Source organism: Pontibacter ramchanderi (genome assembly GCF_002846395.1).
GTDB classification, from domain to species: domain Bacteria; phylum Bacteroidota; class Bacteroidia; order Cytophagales; family Hymenobacteraceae; genus Pontibacter; species Pontibacter ramchanderi.
This window is the reverse complement of record NZ_PJMU01000002.1, coordinates 639279-661881: the sequence shown is the minus strand read 5'-3', so window position 1 is coordinate 661881 and position 22603 is coordinate 639279. Positions and strand designations below refer to the sequence as shown.

The 22603-nt window shown below is 50.0% G+C and carries 26 protein-coding genes; all 26 read right to left on the bottom strand.

Translation table 11 applies throughout. The features are described 5' to 3' along the window. Positions 1–215 precede the first annotated feature (215 nt). The 26 genes from BD749_RS09820 to BD749_RS09695 all read right to left on the bottom strand — a co-directional run bounded on the left by BD749_RS09820 (position 216) and on the right by BD749_RS09695 (position 22597). A complete protein-coding gene (locus tag BD749_RS09820) occupies positions 216–683 on the bottom strand; it encodes a DUF1801 domain-containing protein (protein ID WP_101444727.1) in 468 nt (155 codons plus the stop codon). Positions 684–733: 50 nt separating this feature from the next. Continuing rightward, positions 734–1273 carry a DUF1697 domain-containing protein gene (locus tag BD749_RS09815; RefSeq protein ID WP_101444184.1) on the bottom strand — a complete coding sequence of 180 codons (540 nt, stop codon included), beginning with the start codon at positions 1271–1273 and terminating at the stop codon, positions 734–736. Positions 1274–1445: 172 nt separating this feature from the next. Next, the gene (locus BD749_RS09810; RefSeq protein ID WP_245868989.1) at positions 1446–1949 is read right to left on the bottom strand and encodes a PaaI family thioesterase; all 504 of its coding nucleotides are present in this window, start codon (positions 1947–1949) and stop codon (positions 1446–1448) included. Between the two features lie 64 nt (positions 1950–2013). Continuing rightward, positions 2014–2451, bottom strand: a complete 438-nt coding sequence (locus tag BD749_RS09805; protein WP_101444725.1) for a Fur family transcriptional regulator — start codon at positions 2449–2451, stop codon at positions 2014–2016. Positions 2452–2609: 158 nt separating this feature from the next. Then, on the bottom strand, positions 2610–3455 hold the full coding sequence (locus BD749_RS09800; RefSeq protein ID WP_101444183.1) for a geranylgeranylglycerol-phosphate geranylgeranyltransferase: 846 nt from the start codon (positions 3453–3455) through the stop codon (positions 2610–2612). Between the two features lie 111 nt (positions 3456–3566). Beyond that, on the bottom strand, positions 3567–3761 hold the full coding sequence (locus BD749_RS09795; protein ID WP_076669063.1) for a cold-shock protein: 195 nt from the start codon (positions 3759–3761) through the stop codon (positions 3567–3569). A 117-nt stretch (positions 3762–3878) separates the two neighbouring features. Continuing rightward, the gene (locus BD749_RS09790) at positions 3879–4376 is read right to left on the bottom strand and encodes a KdsC family phosphatase (RefSeq protein WP_101444182.1); all 498 of its coding nucleotides are present in this window, start codon (positions 4374–4376) and stop codon (positions 3879–3881) included. Between the two features lie 92 nt (positions 4377–4468). Continuing rightward, positions 4469–4711: a Fe-S cluster assembly protein IscX gene (iscX, locus tag BD749_RS09785; RefSeq protein ID WP_007652365.1), complete on the bottom strand. Its 243-nt coding sequence runs from the start codon at positions 4709–4711 to the stop codon at positions 4469–4471. A 69-nt stretch (positions 4712–4780) separates the two neighbouring features. Then, positions 4781–5110 carry a 2Fe-2S iron-sulfur cluster-binding protein gene (locus BD749_RS09780; RefSeq protein WP_101444181.1) on the bottom strand — a complete coding sequence of 110 codons (330 nt, stop codon included), beginning with the start codon at positions 5108–5110 and terminating at the stop codon, positions 4781–4783. A 116-nt stretch (positions 5111–5226) separates the two neighbouring features. Next, complete coding sequence (locus BD749_RS09775) at positions 5227–6006, bottom strand: Rossmann-like and DUF2520 domain-containing protein (protein WP_101444180.1); 780 nt, start codon at positions 6004–6006, stop codon at positions 5227–5229. Continuing rightward, on the bottom strand, positions 6003–7025 hold the full coding sequence (locus tag BD749_RS09770; protein ID WP_180336371.1) for a glycosyltransferase family 61 protein: 1023 nt from the start codon (positions 7023–7025) through the stop codon (positions 6003–6005). The genes BD749_RS09775 and BD749_RS09770 overlap by 4 nt, the downstream gene beginning before the upstream one ends. Positions 7026–7155: 130 nt before the next feature. Next, positions 7156–8073: an O-fucosyltransferase family protein gene (locus BD749_RS09765; RefSeq protein WP_180336370.1), complete on the bottom strand. Its 918-nt coding sequence runs from the start codon at positions 8071–8073 to the stop codon at positions 7156–7158. 117 nt (positions 8074–8190) lie between these two features. After that, positions 8191–10788, bottom strand: coding sequence for a cytochrome c biogenesis protein CcsA (gene ccsA, locus BD749_RS09760; protein WP_101444177.1), 2598 nt, complete (start codon positions 10786–10788; stop codon positions 8191–8193). A gap of 86 nt (positions 10789–10874) precedes the next feature. After that, positions 10875–11300, bottom strand: a complete 426-nt coding sequence (locus BD749_RS09755; protein ID WP_101444176.1) for a cytochrome c maturation protein CcmE domain-containing protein — start codon at positions 11298–11300, stop codon at positions 10875–10877. A 133-nt stretch (positions 11301–11433) separates the two neighbouring features. After that, positions 11434–11751 (bottom strand): hypothetical protein, encoded by a 318-nt coding sequence (locus tag BD749_RS09750; protein WP_180336369.1) that lies wholly within the window; start codon positions 11749–11751, stop codon positions 11434–11436. Positions 11752–11867: 116 nt separating this feature from the next. Next, positions 11868–12143 carry a CcmD family protein gene (locus BD749_RS09745; RefSeq protein ID WP_245868987.1) on the bottom strand — a complete coding sequence of 92 codons (276 nt, stop codon included), beginning with the start codon at positions 12141–12143 and terminating at the stop codon, positions 11868–11870. Then, entirely contained in the window at positions 12130–12795 is a 666-nt protein-coding gene (locus BD749_RS09740; RefSeq protein ID WP_101444174.1) for a cytochrome c biogenesis protein, read from the bottom strand. Before BD749_RS09740 ends, BD749_RS09745 begins: the two co-directional genes overlap by 14 nt. A gap of 191 nt (positions 12796–12986) precedes the next feature. Further along, positions 12987–13628 carry a heme exporter protein CcmB gene (locus BD749_RS09735; RefSeq protein ID WP_101444724.1) on the bottom strand — a complete coding sequence of 214 codons (642 nt, stop codon included), beginning with the start codon at positions 13626–13628 and terminating at the stop codon, positions 12987–12989. Positions 13629–13981: 353 nt separating this feature from the next. Beyond that, positions 13982–14659, bottom strand: coding sequence for a phosphate signaling complex protein PhoU (gene phoU, locus BD749_RS09730; RefSeq protein WP_101444173.1), 678 nt, complete (start codon positions 14657–14659; stop codon positions 13982–13984). Between the two features lie 61 nt (positions 14660–14720). Next, complete coding sequence (pstB, locus tag BD749_RS09725; RefSeq protein WP_101444172.1) at positions 14721–15485, bottom strand: phosphate ABC transporter ATP-binding protein PstB; 765 nt, start codon at positions 15483–15485, stop codon at positions 14721–14723. A gap of 10 nt (positions 15486–15495) precedes the next feature. Next, positions 15496–16353: a phosphate ABC transporter permease PstA gene (gene pstA, locus BD749_RS09720; RefSeq protein ID WP_101444171.1), complete on the bottom strand. Its 858-nt coding sequence runs from the start codon at positions 16351–16353 to the stop codon at positions 15496–15498. Next, positions 16346–17269, bottom strand: a complete 924-nt coding sequence (gene pstC / locus BD749_RS09715; protein ID WP_180336368.1) for a phosphate ABC transporter permease subunit PstC — start codon at positions 17267–17269, stop codon at positions 16346–16348. Before pstC ends, pstA begins: the two co-directional genes overlap by 8 nt. Before the next feature lie 24 nt (positions 17270–17293). Further along, entirely contained in the window at positions 17294–18277 is a 984-nt protein-coding gene (locus BD749_RS09710; protein ID WP_101444170.1) for a PstS family phosphate ABC transporter substrate-binding protein, read from the bottom strand. A gap of 86 nt (positions 18278–18363) precedes the next feature. Beyond that, positions 18364–19551, bottom strand: coding sequence for a porin (locus BD749_RS09705; RefSeq protein WP_180336367.1), 1188 nt, complete (start codon positions 19549–19551; stop codon positions 18364–18366). A 293-nt stretch (positions 19552–19844) separates the two neighbouring features. Beyond that, entirely contained in the window at positions 19845–21134 is a 1290-nt protein-coding gene (locus BD749_RS09700; RefSeq protein WP_101444169.1) for a porin, read from the bottom strand. A gap of 335 nt (positions 21135–21469) precedes the next feature. Continuing rightward, positions 21470–22597, bottom strand: a complete 1128-nt coding sequence (locus BD749_RS09695; protein ID WP_180336366.1) for a hypothetical protein — start codon at positions 22595–22597, stop codon at positions 21470–21472. Positions 22598–22603: the final 6 nt, after the last annotated feature.

Here is a 22603-nt window from a genome sequence, read left to right as displayed (position 1 = left end):
GCTATATATAGACTCTGTATATGATGTGGCTCAGTCATAAAGATGGCCTTCGTCATAGAATCTGGAGTACCGTAGCACAGAGAGCCTCAGGTAGGTGTAGCTAATTAGGTGAATATCAATTTGATAGTGAGGCAAGTATAAAAAAAGCTGCCCTGGTTGGGACAGCCTGTGTATAATTTTAGAAAGGTTATCAGTGGGCAGTATTCTGCTAAAATTTACGGCTTCACTGCTTTTTTGATCATAACCTGATAAGTATTGACCCACTCCTGTGGCGTTAGCTTAGAAGCTAATTCACCAATGAGTTGCAATGGTACATGCTCCGGCTTCCGGAAGCGGATGCAGCTTTTGCCCACGACGAGCTTGGTTTTGTTTTGTTTGGAATATGCTGTTTTAAACCAGTTAAGCAGGTTTTCATTGGCATATATCCCCATGTGGTAAACGGCGATGTGGTTCTTTTGTGAAGCAATGGCCATAAAAGGCAATGGCTGTTTGGGGTCGCAGTGGTAACCGGCAGGGTATAGCGTATGGGGAACCACGTAGCTGATCATACCATAACCCATTACCTCTTCGAAGCCTGCTGGCAGGTTCTTGAGTATGACCCTCCTCAGGTCGCTCATAATTTGCTGACGCTCTTCAGGCAGTTCGGTCAGGTATAGCTCGGGTGTTGGGGCGGTGGATTGCATCTTGGTTTTGTGGCTTTTGCGCTTCTGAATCTGGTTTGCCTGCACTCAACTTACTCTTCTTCAGCCCAGGCAATCATTTTGGTAATGGTGTTGAAGTTGCGGGAGGTGGAGGACACTTTGAGTTTGCGCTCCAGCAGATTGTTGCTGAGCTTGCTGCTGCTGTGAGCCTGCGGGATGAACATATAGCCTGCCGTGCTATCGATGTGAAGCTCTTCAGGCGAGAAATTCTGAGCCAGCAGTTCTTCTACTTTCTCCTTGTCGGGCAACTCCTGCAGTGATGTAAAGAACACCCGGTCAATTGGGTAGGCTTCTCCCTGAAATGGATTGTTATCCAGCATTTGCCTGAGTTCGTCGCTTGTTCTTACCACAATGGCCAGTTCCGGCCCAATATGCTCTTTAATCAAGTGGTGCACTTTTATCTCCAATTCTTTAGGGGACAAATCGCTTTGGAGCACAACGTTCCCGCTCTGAATCCAGGTGCGTACCTTTTGAAAGCCCACATCAGTCAAAACTTGCCGCAGCTGCGCCATCGGCACCCTGTTCTTCCCGGTAGGCATCACACCTCGTAGCAGTACAATGTATGTTTTCATGACAGAAGGATCAGTGGTAAGCTGAAATTATATATACTGATGTCTGGAAAATTTGCCTCATGCGCAGGTAAAAGGTATAAAAGCTACCTATGCAGTTCGCCATTGCTCAAGTGTGTTCGCTTTTGCAATCAAGCTTTCTTCTAGAGCAACTGTCTAATATCAAAGACTTAACTTATTTTTTGAGTTTCGCTTTCATCGACCAGGTGAAACGGAATTCCGCTACTTTATCGCCAGTCTCGTCTATACCTGTGCTGGTAGCCACCACTGTTACACCCGCACCTGTGGCTTTCGTCTGGTCAGCTGCAGCCTTTATAGCCAACCCGTCCTCGCAGGAAAAGGTGATCCTGCCCACCGCCTTCTTCATAAAATCTGCCTCCATATGCACGACCAGCATCGAAACGGCCGGGTCTGCCTTGTATGTCTGCGCCATGCACAGCAACCCCGTCGAAAGCTCGGCAGCCATGCTCAGACTGGCGAAGTAAATAGATTTGAACGGGTTTTTGTTCAGGTATTTGTAGGAAATGGTCACCACTGCCCGCTCCTCGGCGAGAGACTTCACCCGAAGGCCGGCCAAGTATGCCATCGGCAGACTGGAGAGCATAAAAAGCCGAAGCTTGCTGGGCGACGAGGCAATGCTGCGAAACTGGTCGGCGGTGGTTAAAGTAGATGTGGCCATAAAAAAGAGTGATGTACAGGTTATGTATGCTTCAGGATCGGGGATAATCAGGTAAAGTAAACACCTACGCCAGCTCCCCAACAGGCTGAAGCACGCACTTGTCACATACCCCCTGCACACAAAACTGAAATTCCTTTACCTGATAGCCTGCCGGTATGCGCAGTGTAGGCACGTATACTTCATTCAGGCAATAGGTATGGCCACAGGCAGTGCAGCTAAAGTGAATGTGGTCGTGCTGGTGGCGATGTTTGTTGCAGGCTTGCCGGCACAGGGCATAGCGTGTAATGCCATCGGTGCTGGGGATGCTATGTAGCAGGCCATGCTCCTCAAAGGCATGCAGCGTGCGGTACAGCGTCACCCGGTCGAACTGCGGACCAAGCTGCTGCTCAATTGCGGAATGGGCCAGGGCGTGGCGATGTTCAAGAAACAATCGAAGCACCTCTATACGGCACTTCGTTTTTCGAAGCCCATAGGCCTCGAGTAACTGGTGAAGTTTGTTCATAAGGTAAGGTAGGTTCAGGTGCAGTTGTTCGTTGCGCAGGCAATCGAACTTTGTAAATAACAAAAAGCGCACTTAAAACGCAAGCCCTAACCCCTTGGTAGCCTCAACATTATGCCTGCCATGCCCACACATAGGTATAGCTGCTGAACAGGTATGGCTTAATTGATCAGCAGCATGGACAAAATGCCGGTCAGCATGATGAGCTTACCCAAGTTACTCAGGTAAGTGAAGTCGCGTTTACGGTCGGCCCGGGCCAGTTTTACCGTCATCCAGATGCTGGGCAGCAACACCAGCAGCAGCATGTAGATGTCGAACCTGGTGTTTGTAACGGGGTGGAAGATGACCACCAACAGGAAGGCCTGAAAAAGCGCGATGATAGGATATAGCACGTATTTGGCGCGTCGCATACCCAGCACGATCGGGATTGTGCGACAGTCGAAGGAGGCGTCGCCGCGCACGTCTTCCATGTCTTTTACGATCTCCCGGATTAGCGAAATCAGAAAGGCAAACACGGCATAACTGATGGTGATGTTGTTGAGCTTGCCGGCATACACAGCCACGACCAGCAACATAGAAGCAGACAAAAGCGCAATGACCAGGTTGCCCGCCAAAGGCAGTTTTTTCAGTCGGTCAGAATAGCCCCACAAGAGCAGAACCGCACCCACATTGATGAGGCCCACCGGCAGCGAAAGCCAAAAGCCAAGCACTATGCCTGCAAACGAAAGCAGCATGTGTATAAACATGGCCGGCCTGCGCCGGATGCTTTTGCCCACCACCACCCGCTCAGGTTTGTTGATGGCGTCGATCTTGACGTCGTAATAATCGTTGATGATGTAGCCCGCCGCGGCAATGAATACGGTGGAGAGGGTGAGCACCAAAAAGTCAGGCGTTACTATACCTGAAAAGTTTATGCCCGCGCTCAGCAAACTGGCCTGCACCAGCGCCTGGCTCAGGACGATGAGCAGCAGGTTTGGGAAACGGATGAGAGATAGAAATTCTTTCAAGACAAGAAACAGGTATAGCCCTTGTAAAGTTAAGACCGGGAGGTGGCACCTCAAACACAGGGCATAAAAAAACCCCTCGCTGAAAGGGGTTTTCTTATCGGTGTATAGCTGTTAGAGACGCTGTACGTTTACCGCATTGATTCCTTTTTTGCCTTCCTGCGTATCGAAAGCTACGCGGTCGTGCTGCTGAATTTGCAAGCCGTTCAGGCCAGTTACGTGCACGAAGAAATCCTCATTTGTTTCGTCTTCGGTGATGAATCCGAATCCTTTTGACTCAATAAAGAACTTTACTTTTCCTGTCTTCATAAAAATGAAAATAAATAATTTTAAATAAACTGTCTGTAAGATTAAAAAATAATTATATATATGCAAATTTTTATGTAAAAGAAATTTGCTATTTGATTGAAGAAAAGTATAACGTGCCTACCACGTGTCCTGCACTTTCATGATTTTCTCAATCAGCTCACGCACAGCACCCTTGCCTCCTTCTTTGGTTGAAATGAAGGTGCAAATCTCGCGAATGTCATCCGCCGCGTCGGCCGGACAGGCTCTGAGGCCACACCGCTGCATTGCTTCCAGGTCGGGCATGTCGTCGCCCATGTAGGCTACTGTGGCGGGATGGACGCCCTGCATGTATAGGTAATTCTCGAGCGTATCCACCTTGTCATCCGCCCCCAGAAAGATATCTTCAATTTCCAGTTCTTCGAGTCGTACGCGTACTCCGGGCTCATTTTTGGCTGAAATGATGGCTACATTGTACCCCTGTCGCAAGGCGTGCTTAATGGCGAAACCGTCTTTGATGTTGAAGGCGCGCACTTTTTCGCCGTCGGCAAACACGTAGAGGGAGCCATCCGTCAGTACGCCGTCTACATCAAACACAAAGGTATTGATGCGTGTAAGGTCAGGTTGTGTGATAGACATAGGATAAAAGAAAAAGGTCCTTCCACCGGAAAGGACCTTTAAAACTATATATTTAATTTAATATTACGAATTTTTCAGGACTGAATGTCTGCTTAGTCCTGGTTGTCGCGCCACTCGTATACCCAGGCCGCCTGAATTTGCTCCAGGTGCCCTTCGTTAGACTCCTCGCGCTTGCCCACAAAGTTTGGCAGTGAAAGCACCCAGTCCAGTAGCTCGGTAAAGCGTACGCGGTAGATTTTCGATTCGTTAAAGTCATCGCCAAATTTCTCATACAGGGCCATGGCTATGTCTTCATAGTCATTCCAGTGAATGGGCGGTTCATAATTCTTATCCATATCTTTTTCAGTTATCAGTAAACAGTTATCAGCAAGCGGCTCAGTACAAATGGTACGGAGTGCCTGCCATTAATGGCCCAGGAAATCCTGAGGCGGAATTGTTACGACGATATCCTCGTTTCCTTGCAGCACGCACTGGCAGCCCAAACGGGAGTTGATGCGCGGGTCTATGGCGCGGTCTATATAATCCTCCTCCTTGTCAGAGATCTCGGGCAGGTCGTCCATACCCGACTCGATGTACACATGGCAGGTACTGCAACCACACACCCCGCCACAGTTGTGCTGCAGCTTGATGTCGTTGTTAAGCGCCACGTCCAGCACCGATTCACCCTCCACAGCCGGGAGGACCTGATCGGGTGAGCCGTCAGCGAACTTGAAAGTTATATTTACAATTTTCATGAGTCTTGCTATTTAAGGTGCAAAGTTATGAAACATGCCCTCCGATTCAAAGCCGGGCGCTTTATACCTTTACCGAATATAACAACAGGGGAGTGAATAGGTTACGGTGGGACTTGCTACTTCTTAGGGGAATGGTCCTGAATGCTATGTGTGAGCAAGTGGTATACCTGTTGGTAATCCGGCTGGTCTTGCAGCAGGTTCAGGTGCTCTTCGATCACGTTCTGGTCGTGGCGCACAGCTGGCCCGGTCTGCACCTGAAAAGGATGGTTTTGCAGTGCCTTGGCAATTGTTTCCTGGATAAGGGGGTGCAGCAAAGTATGTGGGAGTGCGGCCTGTTGAAGCAATTCATAGCTTATACCTAGCAGATGGTTCGTAAAGTTACAGGCAAACACCGCCGCCAGGTGCAGCTGTTTTCTTTTCCGGGAATCCACTACATACACTTCATCAGAAATACTCTTAGCCACCTGTTGCAAGCCGCTTAGAGTTTGCTCATCTTCTGCCTCCAGTAGCATTGGTATAGCTCTGAAATCTACGGCTTTCGATTTTGAGAAAGTCTGCAAGGGGTAAAACACACCCGGCCGAGCACCGGGTATACCTTGTAAAACCGCCAATGGCTGCGAGCCTGAGGTATGAACTACAATAGCCCCTGCTGGGACCTGCACTGCCGCCACGACCGAAGCAATGGCCGCATCCGGTACAGCAATCACAACAAGTTCTGCCCCGGTAGCGCGCATATCCAATGAGGCGATGGCTGTTGCGGGAGCCAGCACCCTCGCCAACTCTTCCCTGTTCGGCACAGTCGGGCTGTATACGGCCACTATCTCATGCCCCGCCTGTTTCAGTGCTTTGCCCAAATGCCAGGCCACGTTGCCGGAACCGATGATGCTGATTTTCATGGGGTGGGTTTAAAATTTGAGTGAAGCCATTGCGATACTTCTGGCAAAGGTACTGTGTATGATTCTAATTCATCTCCAGAAGAACCTATAATTGGGGTGTAATCAAAACCAAGCCCCTTACTTAAAAGCATATAGTGTGCTTTCATAATTTTTGCAGGATGAAACTCCAGGACATGGCATTTTTCGGAAAAAAGTATATTAGTCAAGCCTGCTCCGTGAGACGAAACCACCGCCTCTGCATCATAAAATAACTGAATTTGTGATCTGTAATCTAAATTCTCAGCCCAGACAGTAATAAAGCCGAATTGCTCAAGAAGAACAATCAATTCGTGTTCATTCAAGACACGACGGAGTCTAGCCTTGGATCGACTGATATAAATTCGTTTTTTAGGGTTAGTCCGATCAATCCTGTATCCATCCCAAAGTTTTTCTCTAAGCCAGTGGCTTACATGTGGAGGTAGGTATGCACTAAATGTTGCCGCTACGAAAGATGGCAGGTAAAAGCGGGCGATCTTTATTTTGTGATGCTTGCTGATGTATTTTACCTTAATATGAGGATAATCACGAAGTAGATAATCCAGCATTTGTTTCTGATAGGGATGTAACCCGCTCCACATTAGAAGTGTGACAGGTTCTTTGACTAAGTGGGTGATGATGTAGACGCGTGGCAAGCAGTCAATCAGCCAGTGAGAAATATTGTTGTCAGCCCAATGACTATGCTGAATGGTAGTGAATGCGCCCTTCGCATACGAATGAGGAAGTAGCAAGCTGAAATCCCGAAATGCCTTCGTTGCTGTAAGTCTGGTTACACTGGAAGCTGATTCTACAATTAGTTTGTGATCAAGCATTATAGCTCCAGTATGACTTAAAAATGTGACGTCTTTCAGTTTGTAGATTGATAGTTCTTTTTGTCTGTGCCCAAGCGCAAAGTCTGACTCAAAATAATTGTAGGATGCAGCACATGCTTTAAGAAATGCTTTTTCGTCTTTTGTAAACTCTAATTCGTACTCTTCTGTCAAGTTGATCTTCTCGCCCCGGCCGTGGAGGTAAGAGAAAAAAGGGTAGTAATTAAATAGTCGCAGAGAAACGTAGAATGCACTGTTTAGTTTACGTTTTAGTGATTTGATGAGAGTGGACGCCATGTGTCTCTTAATGAATTGTAATCTCTTCTATACCTGAAAGTTCTGCGGCCACCTGCGAGAATGAGCTGTAATAAGAGCCTAAGATCTTATCTGTTTTAGAAAGGCAATACAAATCAATCAAAGCACCTTGTATACCTTGAACAGTGTTCCTGCTGAAACTGTCTTTCTGATAAGTTGTCACTTTACCTGGAAACTGCTTAAGAATTTCATTCTCAGTTTCTTTGCAATCTGTTGCTAAAAAGAAGTTCGCATTATTTTCCTTTGCTTCAAAATCCATTGCTTTGATGAATTTCTCTAAAGTACTATACTTAATAGAGGCTGTGTGGTCGCTGCGACGTATGTGAACGCCAACTGTGTTCGTAAAGTGGTTGCTTAGACTTGTTATTTGATTTAGTAATGCATTAGTAGGGACAAAATGCTGGGCATAACTTTGGTCTGCAGATAATTTCCAGGCGGAGCATATAAAGCTACTGCCTTTTGAGTCTTGAGTTTGTAGTAGTGGTTTTATGTGCTTTAGCGACTGTGCGTCATAATCCGCCATTTTTTTAATATTTTGAGGCTGAATGGCGTTATCCAGTTGTGCCACAGCATGCTCAATATCTTCATACCATATCTCTGAGTTGATTTGGAGTGCGGCTTTAGTCAACGCGTAGAGGCTACTTTTAACCAAGCTCGTTGGTTTGGAGCCAGGCAGATAAGGAAAAGGTGACTTCTTGCCTAGCCATTGCCTTTCTTCTATGACATCAAAACCGTAAGATGGCCTAAACAGATCAGCATACCTACAATTTAGCCACCTATCCCTTCCCCAGAATACAACTAGTCGCTTGCCAAATTGATCTGCCAAAAAAACAGCAGAATCAATAGCACGCATTCTGTTGCAAAGACCTCCAACAGGTTTAAGGTATAGTTTATTGCCATTTTCCATGGTATCACTTAAAGGTAACCAATTGATACACTTTTCGACAACTATTAAGAGTACTAAAAGCAAGTAAGGCAGGCCTTTACAAAGGCCTGCCTTACAAATCTAATACAATTCAACAGTTTACGCTACCTGCGCCTTTCTTTCCTCCTTCACCTTCGGAGCTTTCCCTTCGCCAGAACCACCTTCTTTGTTACGACGCACGATGGCCATCACAAAGCCGATGGACATGATGATCGTGCCGATCCAAAGGATATTTACAAAAGGCTTCTCCATAGCTTTCAGGATGATGTAATCCTTCTGTGTCACGTTTACACCGATCTTGAAGCGGTGGTTCTCTGTATCGATGTTGAGGAAGGTAATGCGTATACCTAAGTCTTCGATCACTTCCGGCACGCGGCCCATCATCTGGTCTTTGATCATGAGCACAGGGTGGGCATGGTAGTTTTTGCGCTCACCCATGATCTTCATGGCGGCCTGCACTGCTACGTCGCCTTCGGCCAGCTGCACACCAGGAACCTGCTCAATTTGCTCGATGCCGTTGAACACTGCAATGTAATCGTTGATAACAATGGTGTCGCCAGCAGAAAGTTCGTATTCTTGCAGTTCGCCCCAATCCTTCTCTTCATTCGGATCTGGCACTGTAGAAACGTGTGTGTAGAGGTCTTTTCCAAGGAAGTGTTTGATGTCGGGAGAGGCGAGGAGGCCCATATTTGGGTTAACCTGTGCTCTTGGGTATAGCACGAAATTCTCCTTGTCACTCTCGTAGCTCACTTCGTAGTAGGTGTTCTCCGGCGAAACCAGTTCCAGCGTGTCGCCTGTCTCGAAATATACTTTATCCTTCACCTGAATTTTACCTCGGGCAATAGCCTTGTACATGTCGTCAGTCTGATAAAGAAGCTCTTTGGTTACATAACCTGGAACACCTTTTACCTCCTGATACTGCCCATGGTAGCTTACCTTAAAGCGGTCCATCTGCACTGGAGTGTTGCGCCACAGTAGCACGTTGTCGCGGTTAATTTCATCCGGGAACTCCCGTGAGTAAAGCAGACCTGAGTTGTTTTGCGAAATGATGTTGGAGTAACCTGAAGAGAACAGGATACCAATCAACATCAGAGCTATACCTATGTGGGCCACGGCACCACCTGACAAAGTTACTTTCTTCTGCAGCAAACCAAGGATAATGCTGAAGTTGGCAAACACTGCAAACAGCGATACCACAAACAGCAGGATGTAGACCGGGTTGTCGAGTTGGAAAGTGAAGACATCGAACTTGTTGGAAAGAATGATCACCAAACTAGCGAATAGCAGTGTGAGCATGAGTGGCATGGTGATGGCATCCTTGAAGCTTTTCTTGTTTGCCTTTTTCCACCATAGCAGCTGGCCTATACCTGTCAGAATAGCGATGGCAACACCTGCCCATAATTGGAACTTCGTGTAGTGCTCCACCTGATCGGCAGGCAGGGCCGCGTTTGACTCTATCCCAAAGAAGCCTAGGAAAGAATTGTACACAGGGATAGAAGTGGTTACGAGTACCTGGAACGCAGCCAGGCAAAGCACGGCAGCCCCAATGAATACCCAGAACTCAGCACTGTAAGTCGAAAGCTCTTTCTCGGTGGTCGGGATCTTTTTCCAATTATAAACCAACAGACCGATGGCTAGCACCGTGAAGGCCATCATGTAGGTGAATAGCTGACCTGACAAACCTAAGTCGGTGAAAGAGTGCACGGAGGCATTACCCAGGATACCGCTTCGGGTCAGGAAGGTCGCGTACAGAATCAGGACAAACGAGGTGATAACCAGGATGAACGTAGCACGCAGACCTTGCTTGCTGCGGCGGTAGGCGATCATGGTATGGATACCACCTACCAGCACGAGCCACGGAATGTATACGGCGTTCTCTACCGGGTCCCAGTTCCAGTAACCACCGAAGTTCAGCGTTTCGTAGGCCCAGTAAGCTCCCATCATAATACCGATACCCAGCGTTACGGCCGCGAAGTGAGACCAAGGCAACGCAGGACGAATCCACTCGCTGAATTTGCCCTTCCAGAGACCGGCAATAGCGAACGCAAAAGGAACCAGTGCCGCTGCGTAACCCAGGAAAAGGGTCGGCGGGTGAATCACCATCCAGTAGTTCTGCAACAGTGGGTTCAGGCCCGTGCCGTCGGCTGGTCTAAAGTTCGGATCCATGGCAAACACGGGGGCGTCGGCCATAAAATCGCGCATGAGGATAAAAGGGGAGGAGCCCAACTTGAAATCGCCGATCACCACGCCCAGAATCATGGAAGAGATGAAGATCTGCACAAAAGAGAAGATGGCCATCACAGGCGCTTCCCATTGCTTGTTCTTCTTACCCGCATTCATCAGCACCACGCCCAGGGCCACGTGCCAGAACATCCACAGCAGGAACGAGCCTTCCTGACCTTCCCAGAAACAGGAGATCATGTAGTGCACCGGCAGGTGATTAGACGAGTGGCTCCAGGCATAGTAATACTCGTAGCGGTGCTCGTAAATGATGTTGAAAAGGCTGAAGATAATGGCCACTACTGCAATCGCATGCACATAAAAGGCAACGCGTGCCAGTTTGCGCCAGCTGGTATCGCCGCTCTCTTCGGTTTGCTGGCGCGAGGCCATAAAATAAGCATAGGAGGCTACAATGGCCGCTACAAAAGCCACAATCACACTCGCGTGGCCAAAGTCTCCAATTAGCGTATTAATCATCTTGATAAGTTAGAAAGTTAGAAAGTTCAAAAGTTAGAAAGTGGAAGAGGTATAAAAGACTCTTCACTTTTAACTTCTAACTGGATTTATATTCCTGCGGTGTTGGTCTGGATTTCGGTCTCTGTGTACTTGGACGGACACTTAAGAAGAATCTTGTCGGCCACGAATACTTCATTTTGCATGTTGCCCGTGATCACAACCTGTTCGGAACGTTCAAAGTCCTGTGGCTTGGGATTGAAGTAGACTACGCGCTGCTCGAAGCGGTTGGTGTCTACCAAGGTAAAGGCAAAGTAGTTTGGGTCTCTCAATGGATCGTACTGCATACCCACGATGTGACCCTGATCGTCTTTTTTGAGGCGGCCCACTACGTGTACTTTGGTCGTGTTGCCGTCTTTGGCCAGCTCAATGGCGTCGCCAAATGAAACATAGGTACTTGCGTCGCCGGCTGTGGTCATAATGATGCCAATGGCCAGTGCAATAACGATAATGCCGATGATGTGTGACTTTTTCATCTTTATCTGAAGTATAGATTCTCCTTTTCTGATAGCCTAACACGCGCGGGGAAGTTATAAATCCATCGCGGATAGGGATATTTATCATTTTTTGCCCTAAAACGAGCTTCACACACCATCGGTCTTATACCTGTCAGTGGGTGCCGCTGCTTGCAATGGGCAGTACTTTAGTTTCATCCGCCAAACCGTTGTGCTGTGACTCCAGTGCCACAAAAAACTCATCGGAGTCCAGTAGCTTGTGGGTGCGCAGGTGGCGCTGCGAAATAAACCACATTTCGCCGTGGGTGTTGCTTAGTATAAAGAAACACTCCGATGTCTCGCTGGCATTGTACACGCCCAGCACTTTGTAGGCATAGGCAGGGTCAAAACGACCGTCGTTTATCGGGTGCGGCTTTACATGGTCCAGTGGGCTCAGCGAAACGTATAGTCGGGGATTAAGGGTGATGCTCATCTTTTAAGTATTTATACATAATAAATGAGCATTTCTACGCAAATAATCCCGTAGTGGCCGTTGCGCGTTAGGTATAAAAGGCCGGCTGCCTTAAATACTGCTAGAGCCCGTGGCCTTTAGCGGTTCACATATTCGTCTTTCAACTGTTTTTCCAGTCGGCCTACCTTTCGATCGATGGCAATGAGGTAGAACAGCACACCCGCCAACACCGTGAGCAGCACGGCTACCACCACGTAGATTTTGCCATCCTGGCGCAGTGCGTCGGCCATCTCGATGTTTTGCTGCGGAGCCGATGAGAACTCCACCATCTGATCCTGGGCCATAGCCGGCTCAAAAGTGAGCAGCATACCCAGCATGAAGAGGCAAATGGCCAGTATTCTAAACATTTTCATATATGCGTTGTCTCAGTAATTCGAGTCTTGATTTCACGTTTATGATCCACACGCCCAACAGCGTCCAGCCCAGCACGGCCGGGTAAAACACCATGCGTAGGCTGCTGTCGAGGTCGTAGGCGTTAAAGCCGGGGTTACCGCCGTTGCCCGGGTGAAGCGAGTCGGTGAGGCGGGGCAGGATGAACAGCAGTGGGATTAGGGCCGCAAAGGCGAAGATGTTGTACACGGCGCTGATGCGCGCGCGCTGCTGCTGCTCGGCAAAAGAGCTGCGCAGCACCAGGTAGGCAAAGTAGATAAGCAGGCCAATAGCCGCGCCGTTCTGTTTCGGGTCGTTACTCCAGTATTCGCCCCACGTAAATTTGGCCCACTCCATACCTGTCACAATGCCTAAAACGCCGAAAAGGATGCCCACCTTAGCGGCTTCGTGCGCAATGATGTCATTTTTAATGCTCGGTTTGCGCAGGTATTTGATCGAGTACACCACCGATACCAGTAGGATCAGGATCATGCCAAACCACATCGGTACGTGAAAGTAAAGGTTTCGGATCGTCTCATTCAGGATGGCCAGTCGGGGAACATCCGACAACATACCCACCACCACAGTAAACACCAGCAGCAACACGGTCAGTATTTTCCACCAATTCTTCTTCATTGTTCCGTCTTCTCTTCTTAATGATGGAAGCCAGCCTGCGCCGTTTTCCACTTTATCCTTTTTTATCTCTAACAGTTCTGCCGCTCAAATTGTCACCAACCTGCGCTGGAACGGTCTGTTTTAATTTTCGTTGGTTCAGTTACTTATACCTTGTCTCGCTTCGGCTATACCTTGTTTCTTAATGGCATACCTTACGAACGCCAAAGGTACGGGAACAAAATATAAGAAACAGTGACAACGATCATGTTTATGGCAAGCAAAGTGAGTAGTTCGTCGAGGCTGGCTGAACGCTCCAGTCCGTCCATGGCGTTTTTCGACATTTTGATCAGCATCAGCAGCATCGGCACGATCACCGGAAAGCTAAGCACTGCCATCAGCGTGCTGCTGTTGGCTGCCTTGGAGGCTATACCTGAAATCATGGTGAGCGATGTGGAAAAGCCGATGGCCCCGAGCAAAATGCTGAGCAAAAACATCGGGATATCCTCAACTGGGTTGCCCAGCACAAACGCGTAAAAGCCAAAGCACAGCAAGGCCAGCACCAGCATCAGGCAGGCGTTGTAGAGAATCTTGGCCAGGATGATCCCCTGCGGACTCACGATGGAGTAGAAGTAAAGCAGCCGGCCGCGGTTCTCCTGCATAAAGCTCTTGGCGATCGCGTTCACCGACGTAAAGAGCAGGATGATCCAGAACAGGGCGTTCCAGACGGGCACTTGCAGCGCATTCGAGCGGAGCCCGAAGCTGAGGTAGCAGACGAACACCGTGCTACTGACGTAGAGCAGCATGCCATTGAACGCATACTTCTGCCGCCACTCCAGCAGAAAATCCTTCTGCATGAGGTATATGACTTCTTTGAACAGCACCTTTGTAATTTTGCGCAAAGGTACGACACAAATTGTATAATTGCTAAAGTGGCGACAGCCGCGATCGGGGCTTAGATATATGCCAGATCCTGAAACCGGGTAAAGGGCCTGACTGGCTGCGTAGGAGACGGAATGAGGTATGACTGGAGCTCTGCTGGTGGACAGCTGGCAGGTATGGGTTTCGCCTGCCCACAACTTCCGGTTTTAATACCCGGAACTGGAGAGCTACAGCATAAAAAAAGCGCAGGGTTCTGTGCCTGCGCCCGTGAAATAGCTATACCTGCTGAGTCTACTCCAAACAAACCAGTAATTCAGCCATCAGCAACTTAATCGTCCTTCTTTTTCTTCTTTCTTTTGTGCTTCACCACCTTTGCCTCCCGGTAAAAGATAATTTCTTCAGCCATGTTGGTTACCTGGTCGCCTGCACGCTCCAGCTTTTTGATGATAGAGAAGATGGCTAATGCTTCAGGTATTTGGTCAGAGTTGGCTTGCAGGTACTTAGTGATAACCCTGTCTGACTTGCGGTAAATTTTGTTGAGGGCCTTGTCGAGCTTAATGACCTCCTTGGCGAGCTTTGGATCATCTTGTACTAAAGCAACGCGGCAGTCGCGGAACATGGCCAGCGCCTGGTCATACATCACCATCATATTGGTGAGCTCTACTAGTTCCGGGGTAAAAGGGCGGTCGAGTTTTTTTACGAAGTGGGCCATGCTCTCAGCCGTATCGCCAATTCGCTCAAGGTTCGTGTTTATCTTGAGCAGGGCGAGTACAGCCCGCAGGTCTACTGCTACAGGGGTGTACAGGGCGAGGAAATTCTCGCACATCCGGTCGATTTTGATATCGTAGTTGTTAACCTTGCGCTCGAGCTTGATAATGCGGTCAGCCAGTTCATGGTCAGCGTTCATAACAGCTTCGCGTCCGCTGTTGAGCTGGTGGTCCACCAAGTCCCACATCTCCAGCAGTTTTTCCCGCAGCCGGTTAAGTTCTTCATCAATATGTAGCATTCGTAAGTCGTTATTTTGAGTGAGACTAAATTTCTATACGTGAAACGGCGGTAAGCAACTGTTAACCGAAGCGGCCTGTGATGTAGTTCTGCGTGCGGGTGTCTTTTGGACTGGTGAACATGGTCTTGGTTTTGGAATATTCCACCAGTTCGCCCATGTAAAAAAAGGCGGTGTGGTCGCTGACACGGCCGGCCTGCTGCATGTTGTGCGTCACTATTACAATGGTGTAATCCTTCTTCAGTTCGTGGATCAAGTCCTCAATCTTTGCTGTCGAAATGGGGTCGAGGGCTGAGGCAGGCTCATCCATCAGAATGACAGACGGCTGTATGGCCAGGGCACGGGCAATGCACAGGCGCTGCTGCTGACCACCCGAAAGTGCCAGGGCCGACTTGTCGAGCTTGTCCTTCACCTCGTTCCAGAGAGCAGCATGCTGCAGCGATTTCTCACAAGCCTCCTGCAGCACATTTTTGTCTTTTATACCCTGGATCTTTAGGCCGTACACCACATTCTCGAAAATGCTCTTCGGAAAAGGGTTGGGTTTCTGGAACACCATGCCCACTTCCTTGCGCAGTTCGTCCACCCGCACGTCAGCGGCGTAAATGTCACGGCCGTCCAGCAGTACCTGGCCTTCTATCCTAAAGCCGTCAATGTAGTCGTTCATACGGTTAAGCGTGCGCAGAAACGTGGACTTGCCACAACCCGAGGGACCGATAAAGGCGGTTACGGCCTTTTCCTCCATGGCGATGTTAATGCCTTTGAGTGCATGAAAGTCGCCATAGTAGGCGTCGAGGTTAATGGCTTCTAACTTGCTGTGTTTTTTAGTCATGGGTGAAAACTTACCATTTTATTTTCTTTTGCTGCCGGTGGCGCAGGTATACCGCAATGCCGTTGAGCAAGAAGGTGATCAGTAACAAGATAATGATGGCCGCCGCCGCATTGGTCAAAAAGGCCGCCTGCGGACGCGAGGTCCAATTGAAAATCTGAATCGGCAGCACCGTAAATTCATCCATGGGCGATTTAGGAACAAACGGCACATAGGCCAGCGCCCCGATCACGATCAGCGGAGCGGCTTCGCCCACTGCCCTGGAGAGTGCCAGAATCACCCCGGTGAGGATGCCGCCAAAAGAGGCAGGCAACACCTGGTGCCATACGGTTTGCCACTTGGAAGCACCCAGCGCAAATGAGCCGTCGCGGATGGTGCGCGGAACAGCCTTGATGGACTCACGGGTGGTAACAATCACGATGGGTAGAATCAAAAGGGAGAGCGTCAGGGCACCAGCCAGTAAAACACCGCCCAGGTTCATCATGCGCACGAACAGCTCCAGGCCCAGCAAACCATAAATAATAGACGGCACACCCGCCAGGTTAGCAATGTTAATCTCCAGGAAGTTCGAGAGTTTCGTCTTTTTGGCATATTCCTCCAGGTATACGCCAGCGGCTATACCTAGCGGGAAAGCGATAACGGCAGACAGCACCAAAATCCAGAGGGTGCCGGCCCAGGCTGTGAGTATACCGGCACTGGCAGCGCGGCGCGATGGCAGACTGGTGAGGAAGTCCCAGTCAATGCGGCCAATGCCCTCAATTACGATGTCGATCAGGAAGATGGCCAGCACCACCAGGCCAATTAGCGTACAGAAGACGCCAAACACCTGAAAGGCCTTGTCTTTAAGGCGGTTTTTCTCGGAGTTAGTCATACTTTTCCTGATATTTCTTTTTAATCCAGAAGCTGAGGTTGTTCAGCAGGAACGTGAACAAGAACAGCGTCATACCTGCTGCGAAAATGGTGCGGTACTCCAGCGAGCCGTGCGGCACATCGCCCAGACTCACCTGCACGATGTAAGTGGTAATCGTCTCGATCGGTACCAGCGGGTTGAGTGTGAGGCGTGGCTGCTGACCTGCGGCAATGGCTACGATCATGGTCTCGCCCACAGCTCTCGATATTGCCAGAATCACTGACACCAGTATACCTGACGAAGCGGCGGGCACCATCACCCCAAAAGCGGTCTGCAGTCGGGTGGAGCCCATGCCGTAGGCGGCTTCGCGCAGGGAGCGGGGCACGGCACTGATGGCGTCTTCGCTCAGCGACGAGATCATCGGGATGATCATAATGCCCATGACGATACCAGCCGACAGGGCGTTGAAACCCGCCAACCCAGGTATAAAGGACTGCAGAAACGGCGTGACCACCGTAAGGGCGAAGAAGCCATAGACTACCGTAGGGATAGTGGCCAGCACTTCGAGCAGCGGTTTAACAAAGGTTTTGAAACGGGCGTGGGCGTACTCGTTCAGGTAGATGGCGATGGTGAGCCCGATTGGCAGCGCCACCGCGATGGCAATGGCTGTGGTGAGAAAGGTGCCCGCCACAAGCGGCAGAATGCCAAACTTCTTGTCAGCAAAAAGCGGCGTCCATTCCTTCTCTGTCAGGAAGCGCAGTATAGACACTTCGCCAAAAAACTTGACCGACTCCGACAGCAACACCCAAATGATACTGACTGTGATCAGTATGGTGATGGCGGCTGACAGCCACAGCAAGCCTTCTATTATTTTCTCCTGTACTCTCAAGGTGTTATGGATTGAAGCGCAGGTATAGCTTTTGTTCCCAAAGGCCATACCTGCGCTGGTTATTTCAGTGTATTACTGTTGATTGGCTGTTGCGCCACTTTTGGCAAACTCGTCGAACTTCTGTTGCTGCTCTTTGTACACATTGTCGGGCAGGGCGATGTAACCCACTTCCTGCGACAGTTCGCCTGCGTTTTCGAGGTAGAAGTTTACAAAGTCCACGATCTCAGGCTTTGCAATGGCCTTTGAGCTGATGTATAGGAACAATGGGCGCGAAAGCGGAGCGTATGAACCGTCTTTCACGGTTTCCAACGATGGCAGCACGCCGCCTGAGCCATTGTCTACAGGTATAGCCTTAAGCTTGCTTTTGTTTTCTTCATAGTAGGCGTAGCCAAAAAAGCCGAGGGCCAGTGGATCTGTTGAAACACCCTGCACCAGTACATTGTCGTCTTCGCTGGCCGTGTAGTCACCGCGGCTCGAGTGGCTCTTGCCCACAATGGCTTCCGTAAAGTAGTCGTACGTGCCGGACTCTACGCCTGCACCGTAAAGGTGTATCTCCTGGTCAGGCCACTCCGGGCGAATCTGGTTCCAGCGCATGATTTTGCCTTGCGCTTCGGGCTCCCACAGCTTTTTCAGTTCAGCTACGGTAATGTCCTTGGCCCAGTCGTTTGAAGGGTGCACCACCACTGTCAGGCCGTCGTAGGCCACCGAAAGCTGCACATACGAAATACCATTTTCGCTTGCCGTCTGGGCTTCTGCCTCGTTCATGGAGCGCGATGCGTTCACGATGTCGATTTCGCCACGGGTGAATTTCTTCATGCCACCGCCTGTACCTGACACGCCCACGGTTACTTTCACATTGGGAGCCTCGGCACGGTACTCTTCGGCCACAGCCTCTGTTACAGGGTATACGGTGGAAGAACCGTCTATCTGGATGGCACCTGATAGGTCACTGCCAGCCTCCTGGCCGCTATTGCCTCCGCATGACGTGAAGGCCAACGAGGCACTAAGTAGCAGGGCGGCGCTCAGTTTAAATTTAGAAAAGCTAAGGTTTAGCATAGGATTCTGGGTTTGAGTTTATAAGATGAGTGTGTTTGGTTTGAGTTATTAAGCGGCTATACTGTTTTGTTATTCAGGTAGTTGCTTTATAGCGCCAATTCCATTTGCAAGCGGAACTGTGTGCGGTCGTCGCGGCCAGCCTCCTGTATCAGCGTCACGTCGCTCTGCACTTTGAGCGAATGCCCCACAATGTATTTTGAAATACCCAAGGTATACTGGTCCTGAGCTCGCAAACGTGTTTCGGTTGTTGGGGTGTAGTCGGTATAGCGTCCGGCCACTTCCCAGTTGCTTGGGAGGAGGTAGCCAGCCTGCAGGTTCAGCGCACTGCCTGTCACAAAGGTTTCCTCCACGCCCCCGCGTTCGTCGCGCAGCACTACTGGGCCATCAGGGGCTTTGCGGTTAGCGTATTCGCCCATGGCCGAGAAACCACGGTACTTGAACATGGCATCCACAAACCAGGTGCGCAGGTCGCGGGTCTCGCTCAGAAAGTCGCCGAGTTGTGCCTGCTCGCGGGCGGCATTGGCATTGAAGTCGTAAGAGGCGGCGAGCGACAGCTTAGGCGTTTGTTCGCGCTCGATGTCGCTGCCCACATAATCACCACCGCCCTTAAAGTCACCCAAAGGCAGTATCTCGAAGCGACCCGTATAGTCGTAGCCACCCGAGTTGTTTACCGTGATATCGCGGCCTTCACCCATCGAGAGCGATCCTATTTCCCGGAGTACCACCTGACCTACCTTATGCTCGTGGTGCAACTGCAGGCCGGCATCGCGGTCGAGGTTGAAGCGGGAGTTGAGCAGACTGCGGTCCACAAACTGGAGCTTCTGCGAAGAGATGACGCGCTCGCGGTTGCCCGGCAGTTTGGCCTGTCCCACCCATAGGTGCAGGTTGGGGGTAAGGGCCCACTTGGCTACGGCGTCGAGAATAATGTTGTCGGCGTTGTTGGTCACGTCGGGTACGTCGCTGCCGATGTCGCTGTTACTCAGGCCGAGCTCAATCTTGTACACCAGTCTTGGGGAGAAAGCGAAGCCGTCGAATTTAAGGCGGGCACGGCGAATCAGAAAGCGGTCTTCCCAGTTCTTGGTGTTAGGATCATGACCTCCCTGGTAAAGTAGCTGAAATCGGGTGCCGAGCTGCATGCTGAAAGAGGAGTCGGCTGCTACGAAGCGTAGTCCTTTGCCGAAAGTGGTGTTGTTGGTTGTTTGTGCGTGTGTGTTGAAAGCGAAGAGGCAGGCAAAAAGGAAAGCCAGGCATACGCCGGTGAGTTTTTGGTTCAATTTGCTGTATTAGTTAAGGTGAGAATTAAGCTAATGGCAAGCATTTTCTTTAAAGAGATTCAGTTAGAAAGGTTTGGGTAGTCAGTCCATTGCCTCGCTTTGAATCTCGCCACAAAACAACCGCTTTAGTATTACCTGAAAGTTATGGTCATATTACGGTTATGTTAAGAATTAAGGTTTGATGCGAAAGCGAGGGTAGGAAAGGTATAGTGAGACGGTTCTTCCTTACCCTATTTAAATGAAAGAGCCGCTATCTCACATGAGAAAGCGGCTCTTTCAGGTATAGTCACTGCTTAAAAATTAAACTGGGCCTGCAGCCTTAGGCGGCTACCGTGCTGGCGGTTGTCGAAGTTCTGGGCGTTTCGGATGGTGCGGTCGCCGATGCTGTAGTCAGCTGTAAGCTCCACGCTTTTGTGCACCAGCCACTCCACGCCGATTTCGGTTTCATATACGCTGTAGCCGGGGGCATCGCGCTCGTGTTTCTTACCACCTTCGTAGTGCTGCACCTTCACAAAAGGTATAAGCACCTGCGAGCCAACTTCTTTGCGGTACATGGCCTGCGCATAGCCGCCATGCAGGTTTTTCACTTCAATGGCGTTATTTTCCGGGTTAAACTCCGGACCACGGCCCACGTTGTACTCGGCCTGAAAACCGAAAGGCTGCGGGTACACGACCAACGAAGCGGCGATGCGTTCGTCGTCAAATCCCTCCTTTAGGTACTTCTCGGCTATACCTACCCCCGACGATACCTGGTCTGGCGTAACCACATACCTGCCTTTATAAGCCTGTATGCCGGGCTCAATAATTTGCTTGCTTCCCACTAGCAAAGGGTACGAAAAACGGGTCACGATGTGCTGCGTGTTGTTGGCCTCCGGTTTGTTGGCCGTCTGGCCGTTGTAAATACCGATGCCAAATACACCATAATTGCCTGTTCCCTTCAAGCCCGCGTCTGTCAGCATCTTAAAGCGCTCCTGAATCACCTCTGGAGTCCAGTAAAAGAAAATACCCAGGTCGCGCTCGTTGGCAATGGCACTGTTTAAGCCGTCGTTCCGGTCCAGCGCCAGGCGGTTGCTGCTCGACTGCAGGTTCTCGAAACCGTACGGGATCTTACTCTGACCCACACGGAAGCGGTATACCTTGGCCTTGTCGAGCGACACATCAAAGTAGGCATCGCGAAGCTGGAAGAAATGCAAGGCGTTGGATGAGGCCGAGGAGGCGAAGTCGGGCTGAATGTAAATGGAGAGACGATCGCTTACATCGCCGCTAAAGATCAGACGCCCGCGACGCAGGAATACACCACCACCCTCTCCAATAGATTTGTCGCACTGGTCGCACTTGAGGTTGGGGTTTGTCTCGAGGAGGCGGTTGTAACGTACCTGCGCATAGCCGCGAAGCGAGATCTTATCGTACCAAGCCTTTTTTTTGGGGGCTTCCTGCACTGTGGCAGGGGCGGGCTGTTGCACCACCACTGAGGCGGCCTGTGCTGTGGAGTCTGCGACTTGTGCCTTTGCTTCTTCCGGAATCAAAAAGCCAGTGACTAATCCTGCCATCAGGATAGCCCGCATTACTGTTGGTAACTTCATGGTTTGGGTGAGTATGGTTTACTATCTACCCCAGTCTGTTCTTTCGGCGGAGTCTACTCGCTTCAAGGGGGCAGTGTCGGACCTGAAAGACACTAATCAGCTGATTTTGTGTTGCTTTCATTTTCGACGCCACAAAGGTCAGGTACTAATATTACCCGGTTGTTATGCCAGTGTTAAGTTAATGTTAAGTTGTTTGTTTAGTTATTGGGGCTCCAGGGAACAAAGACAGGTATGGCACCAAAAAAGGAGCCCGGACTTGCTGCCCGGGCTCCTTTTTTATGAGAGGTAGTCTAGTCCACCCCTGCGTATTTCAATTGTTGTGTGTTCAGCGTCAATTAGAACTTATAACCAGTCCAGCCGAATGCGGAGGTGTTGGCACCTGTGATAGCGGCGTTAGATTTGATGTTGGCGTTGTCAGGGTTTTTAACTTCCTGGCCTTTAACCACCATGCCGTCGTTTTTATACTCAATCACAGTTCCGGCATGGCCATTGCCCTTGCCATCTGTCATGTCGATCACGTCCGTTACAGAACCGCCTTTCACCAGCAGGTTTGTAATGTTGGCCTTAGCGCCTCTGCGTACTTTCACGGCATCCTGCATTTCGAAAGTAGACTCGTTTACAATGGTGATGTTCTTGAAGAAGAAGTCAGACTGGTTCACGTCGCCTGGAGTATTGCCGTCCAGGTTGCCGTCCAACTCAGCGCCTCTAGGGTCTGACTCCGTACTGGTGTAGCCGGCCTTCCAAACACCGTAAGCGTTGTCCAGTGTGCCGGTCCAGCCCTGCGTCACGTCAAACATATCGTCGTCCGAGTCTACCACCAGCAGGTTCTTTACGTTTACAGAGCCGCCGAAGAATTCAACGGCATCGTCAGCACCGTATGGGATGTAAACGTTCTCGATCTTGGTACCGCTTCCCACACCGTTCAGGGTCAGGCCATTGTGCTCGATGTCTGCTGATGATTTCGCGCCGGTATACTCCAGTATCAGGTATTCGATAGAGCCAGAGTTGTCGTTGTTATTGTCGCCGCCATAGATAACGGCCGGGTTTACTTCTGTGGTGCTGGTGGTTACTTTGCCTGCCGGGCCGGAAAGTTTAGCCTTGCCGTTGATGATCAAACCGCCCCAGTCGCCCTGGCTAGGAGTAGCCGCTCCCGATGTGATTCGAACTGGTTTGTCGGCTGTGCCGTTCACGAAGATCTGGCCGCCCTGCTCCACCAGGATATACTTGTTAAAGCCTTTCTCAGCCTTGATAACCGTGCCAGCCGGTATTCTGAGCTTACCACCGTTCACTACCAGCAGCGAGCCGGTTAATTTATATTCGATTTTTGGATCAAGTGTTACATCAGTGGAGATGTCACCGCTCAGTTCGCTGCTCACTGTAGGGCTTGGCGTTGTCGTTTCGTCGTCTTTGCACGAGAATAACCCGAATGGGATCATCAATAGGTAAAGGATTGTCTTTTTCATTTTCTT

Coding starts and splice junctions, on each gene's coding strand:
- BD749_RS09820 (WP_101444727.1), bottom strand. CDS start 683: ATGCAATCCACCGCCCCAACACCCGAGCTATACCTGACCGAACTGCCT.
- BD749_RS09815 (WP_101444184.1), bottom strand. CDS start 1,273: ATGAAAACATACATTGTACTGCTACGAGGTGTGATGCCTACCGGGAAG.
- BD749_RS09810 (WP_245868989.1), bottom strand. CDS start 1,949: ATGGCCACATCTACTTTAACCACCGCCGACCAGTTTCGCAGCATTGCC.
- BD749_RS09805 (WP_101444725.1), bottom strand. CDS start 2,451: ATGAACAAACTTCACCAGTTACTCGAGGCCTATGGGCTTCGAAAAACG.
- BD749_RS09795 (WP_076669063.1), bottom strand. CDS start 3,761: ATGAAGACAGGAAAAGTAAAGTTCTTTATTGAGTCAAAAGGATTCGGA.
- BD749_RS09790 (WP_101444182.1), bottom strand. CDS start 4,376: ATGTCTATCACACAACCTGACCTTACACGCATCAATACCTTTGTGTTT.
- iscX (WP_007652365.1), bottom strand. CDS start 4,711: ATGGATAAGAATTATGAACCGCCCATTCACTGGAATGACTATGAAGAC.
- BD749_RS09780 (WP_101444181.1), bottom strand. CDS start 5,110: ATGAAAATTGTAAATATAACTTTCAAGTTCGCTGACGGCTCACCCGAT.
- BD749_RS09775 (WP_101444180.1), bottom strand. CDS start 6,006: ATGAAAATCAGCATCATCGGTTCCGGCAACGTGGCCTGGCATTTGGGC.
- BD749_RS09765 (WP_180336370.1), bottom strand. CDS start 8,073: ATGGAAAATGGCAATAAACTATACCTTAAACCTGTTGGAGGTCTTTGC.
- ccsA (WP_101444177.1), bottom strand. CDS start 10,788: ATGATTAATACGCTAATTGGAGACTTTGGCCACGCGAGTGTGATTGTG.
- BD749_RS09755 (WP_101444176.1), bottom strand. CDS start 11,300: ATGAAAAAGTCACACATCATCGGCATTATCGTTATTGCACTGGCCATT.
- BD749_RS09750 (WP_180336369.1), bottom strand. CDS start 11,751: ATGAGCATCACCCTTAATCCCCGACTATACGTTTCGCTGAGCCCACTG.
- BD749_RS09745 (WP_245868987.1), bottom strand. CDS start 12,143: ATGAAAATGTTTAGAATACTGGCCATTTGCCTCTTCATGCTGGGTATG.
- BD749_RS09740 (WP_101444174.1), bottom strand. CDS start 12,795: ATGAAGAAGAATTGGTGGAAAATACTGACCGTGTTGCTGCTGGTGTTT.
- BD749_RS09735 (WP_101444724.1), bottom strand. CDS start 13,628: ATGCAGAAGGATTTTCTGCTGGAGTGGCGGCAGAAGTATGCGTTCAAT.
- phoU (WP_101444173.1), bottom strand. CDS start 14,659: ATGCTACATATTGATGAAGAACTTAACCGGCTGCGGGAAAAACTGCTG.
- pstB (WP_101444172.1), bottom strand. CDS start 15,485: ATGACTAAAAAACACAGCAAGTTAGAAGCCATTAACCTCGACGCCTAC.
- pstA (WP_101444171.1), bottom strand. CDS start 16,353: ATGACTAACTCCGAGAAAAACCGCCTTAAAGACAAGGCCTTTCAGGTG.
- pstC (WP_180336368.1), bottom strand. CDS start 17,269: ATGGCCTTTGGGAACAAAAGCTATACCTGCGCTTCAATCCATAACACC.
- BD749_RS09710 (WP_101444170.1), bottom strand. CDS start 18,277: ATGCTAAACCTTAGCTTTTCTAAATTTAAACTGAGCGCCGCCCTGCTA.
- BD749_RS09700 (WP_101444169.1), bottom strand. CDS start 21,134: ATGAAGTTACCAACAGTAATGCGGGCTATCCTGATGGCAGGATTAGTC.
- BD749_RS09695 (WP_180336366.1), bottom strand. CDS start 22,597: ATGAAAAAGACAATCCTTTACCTATTGATGATCCCATTCGGGTTATTC.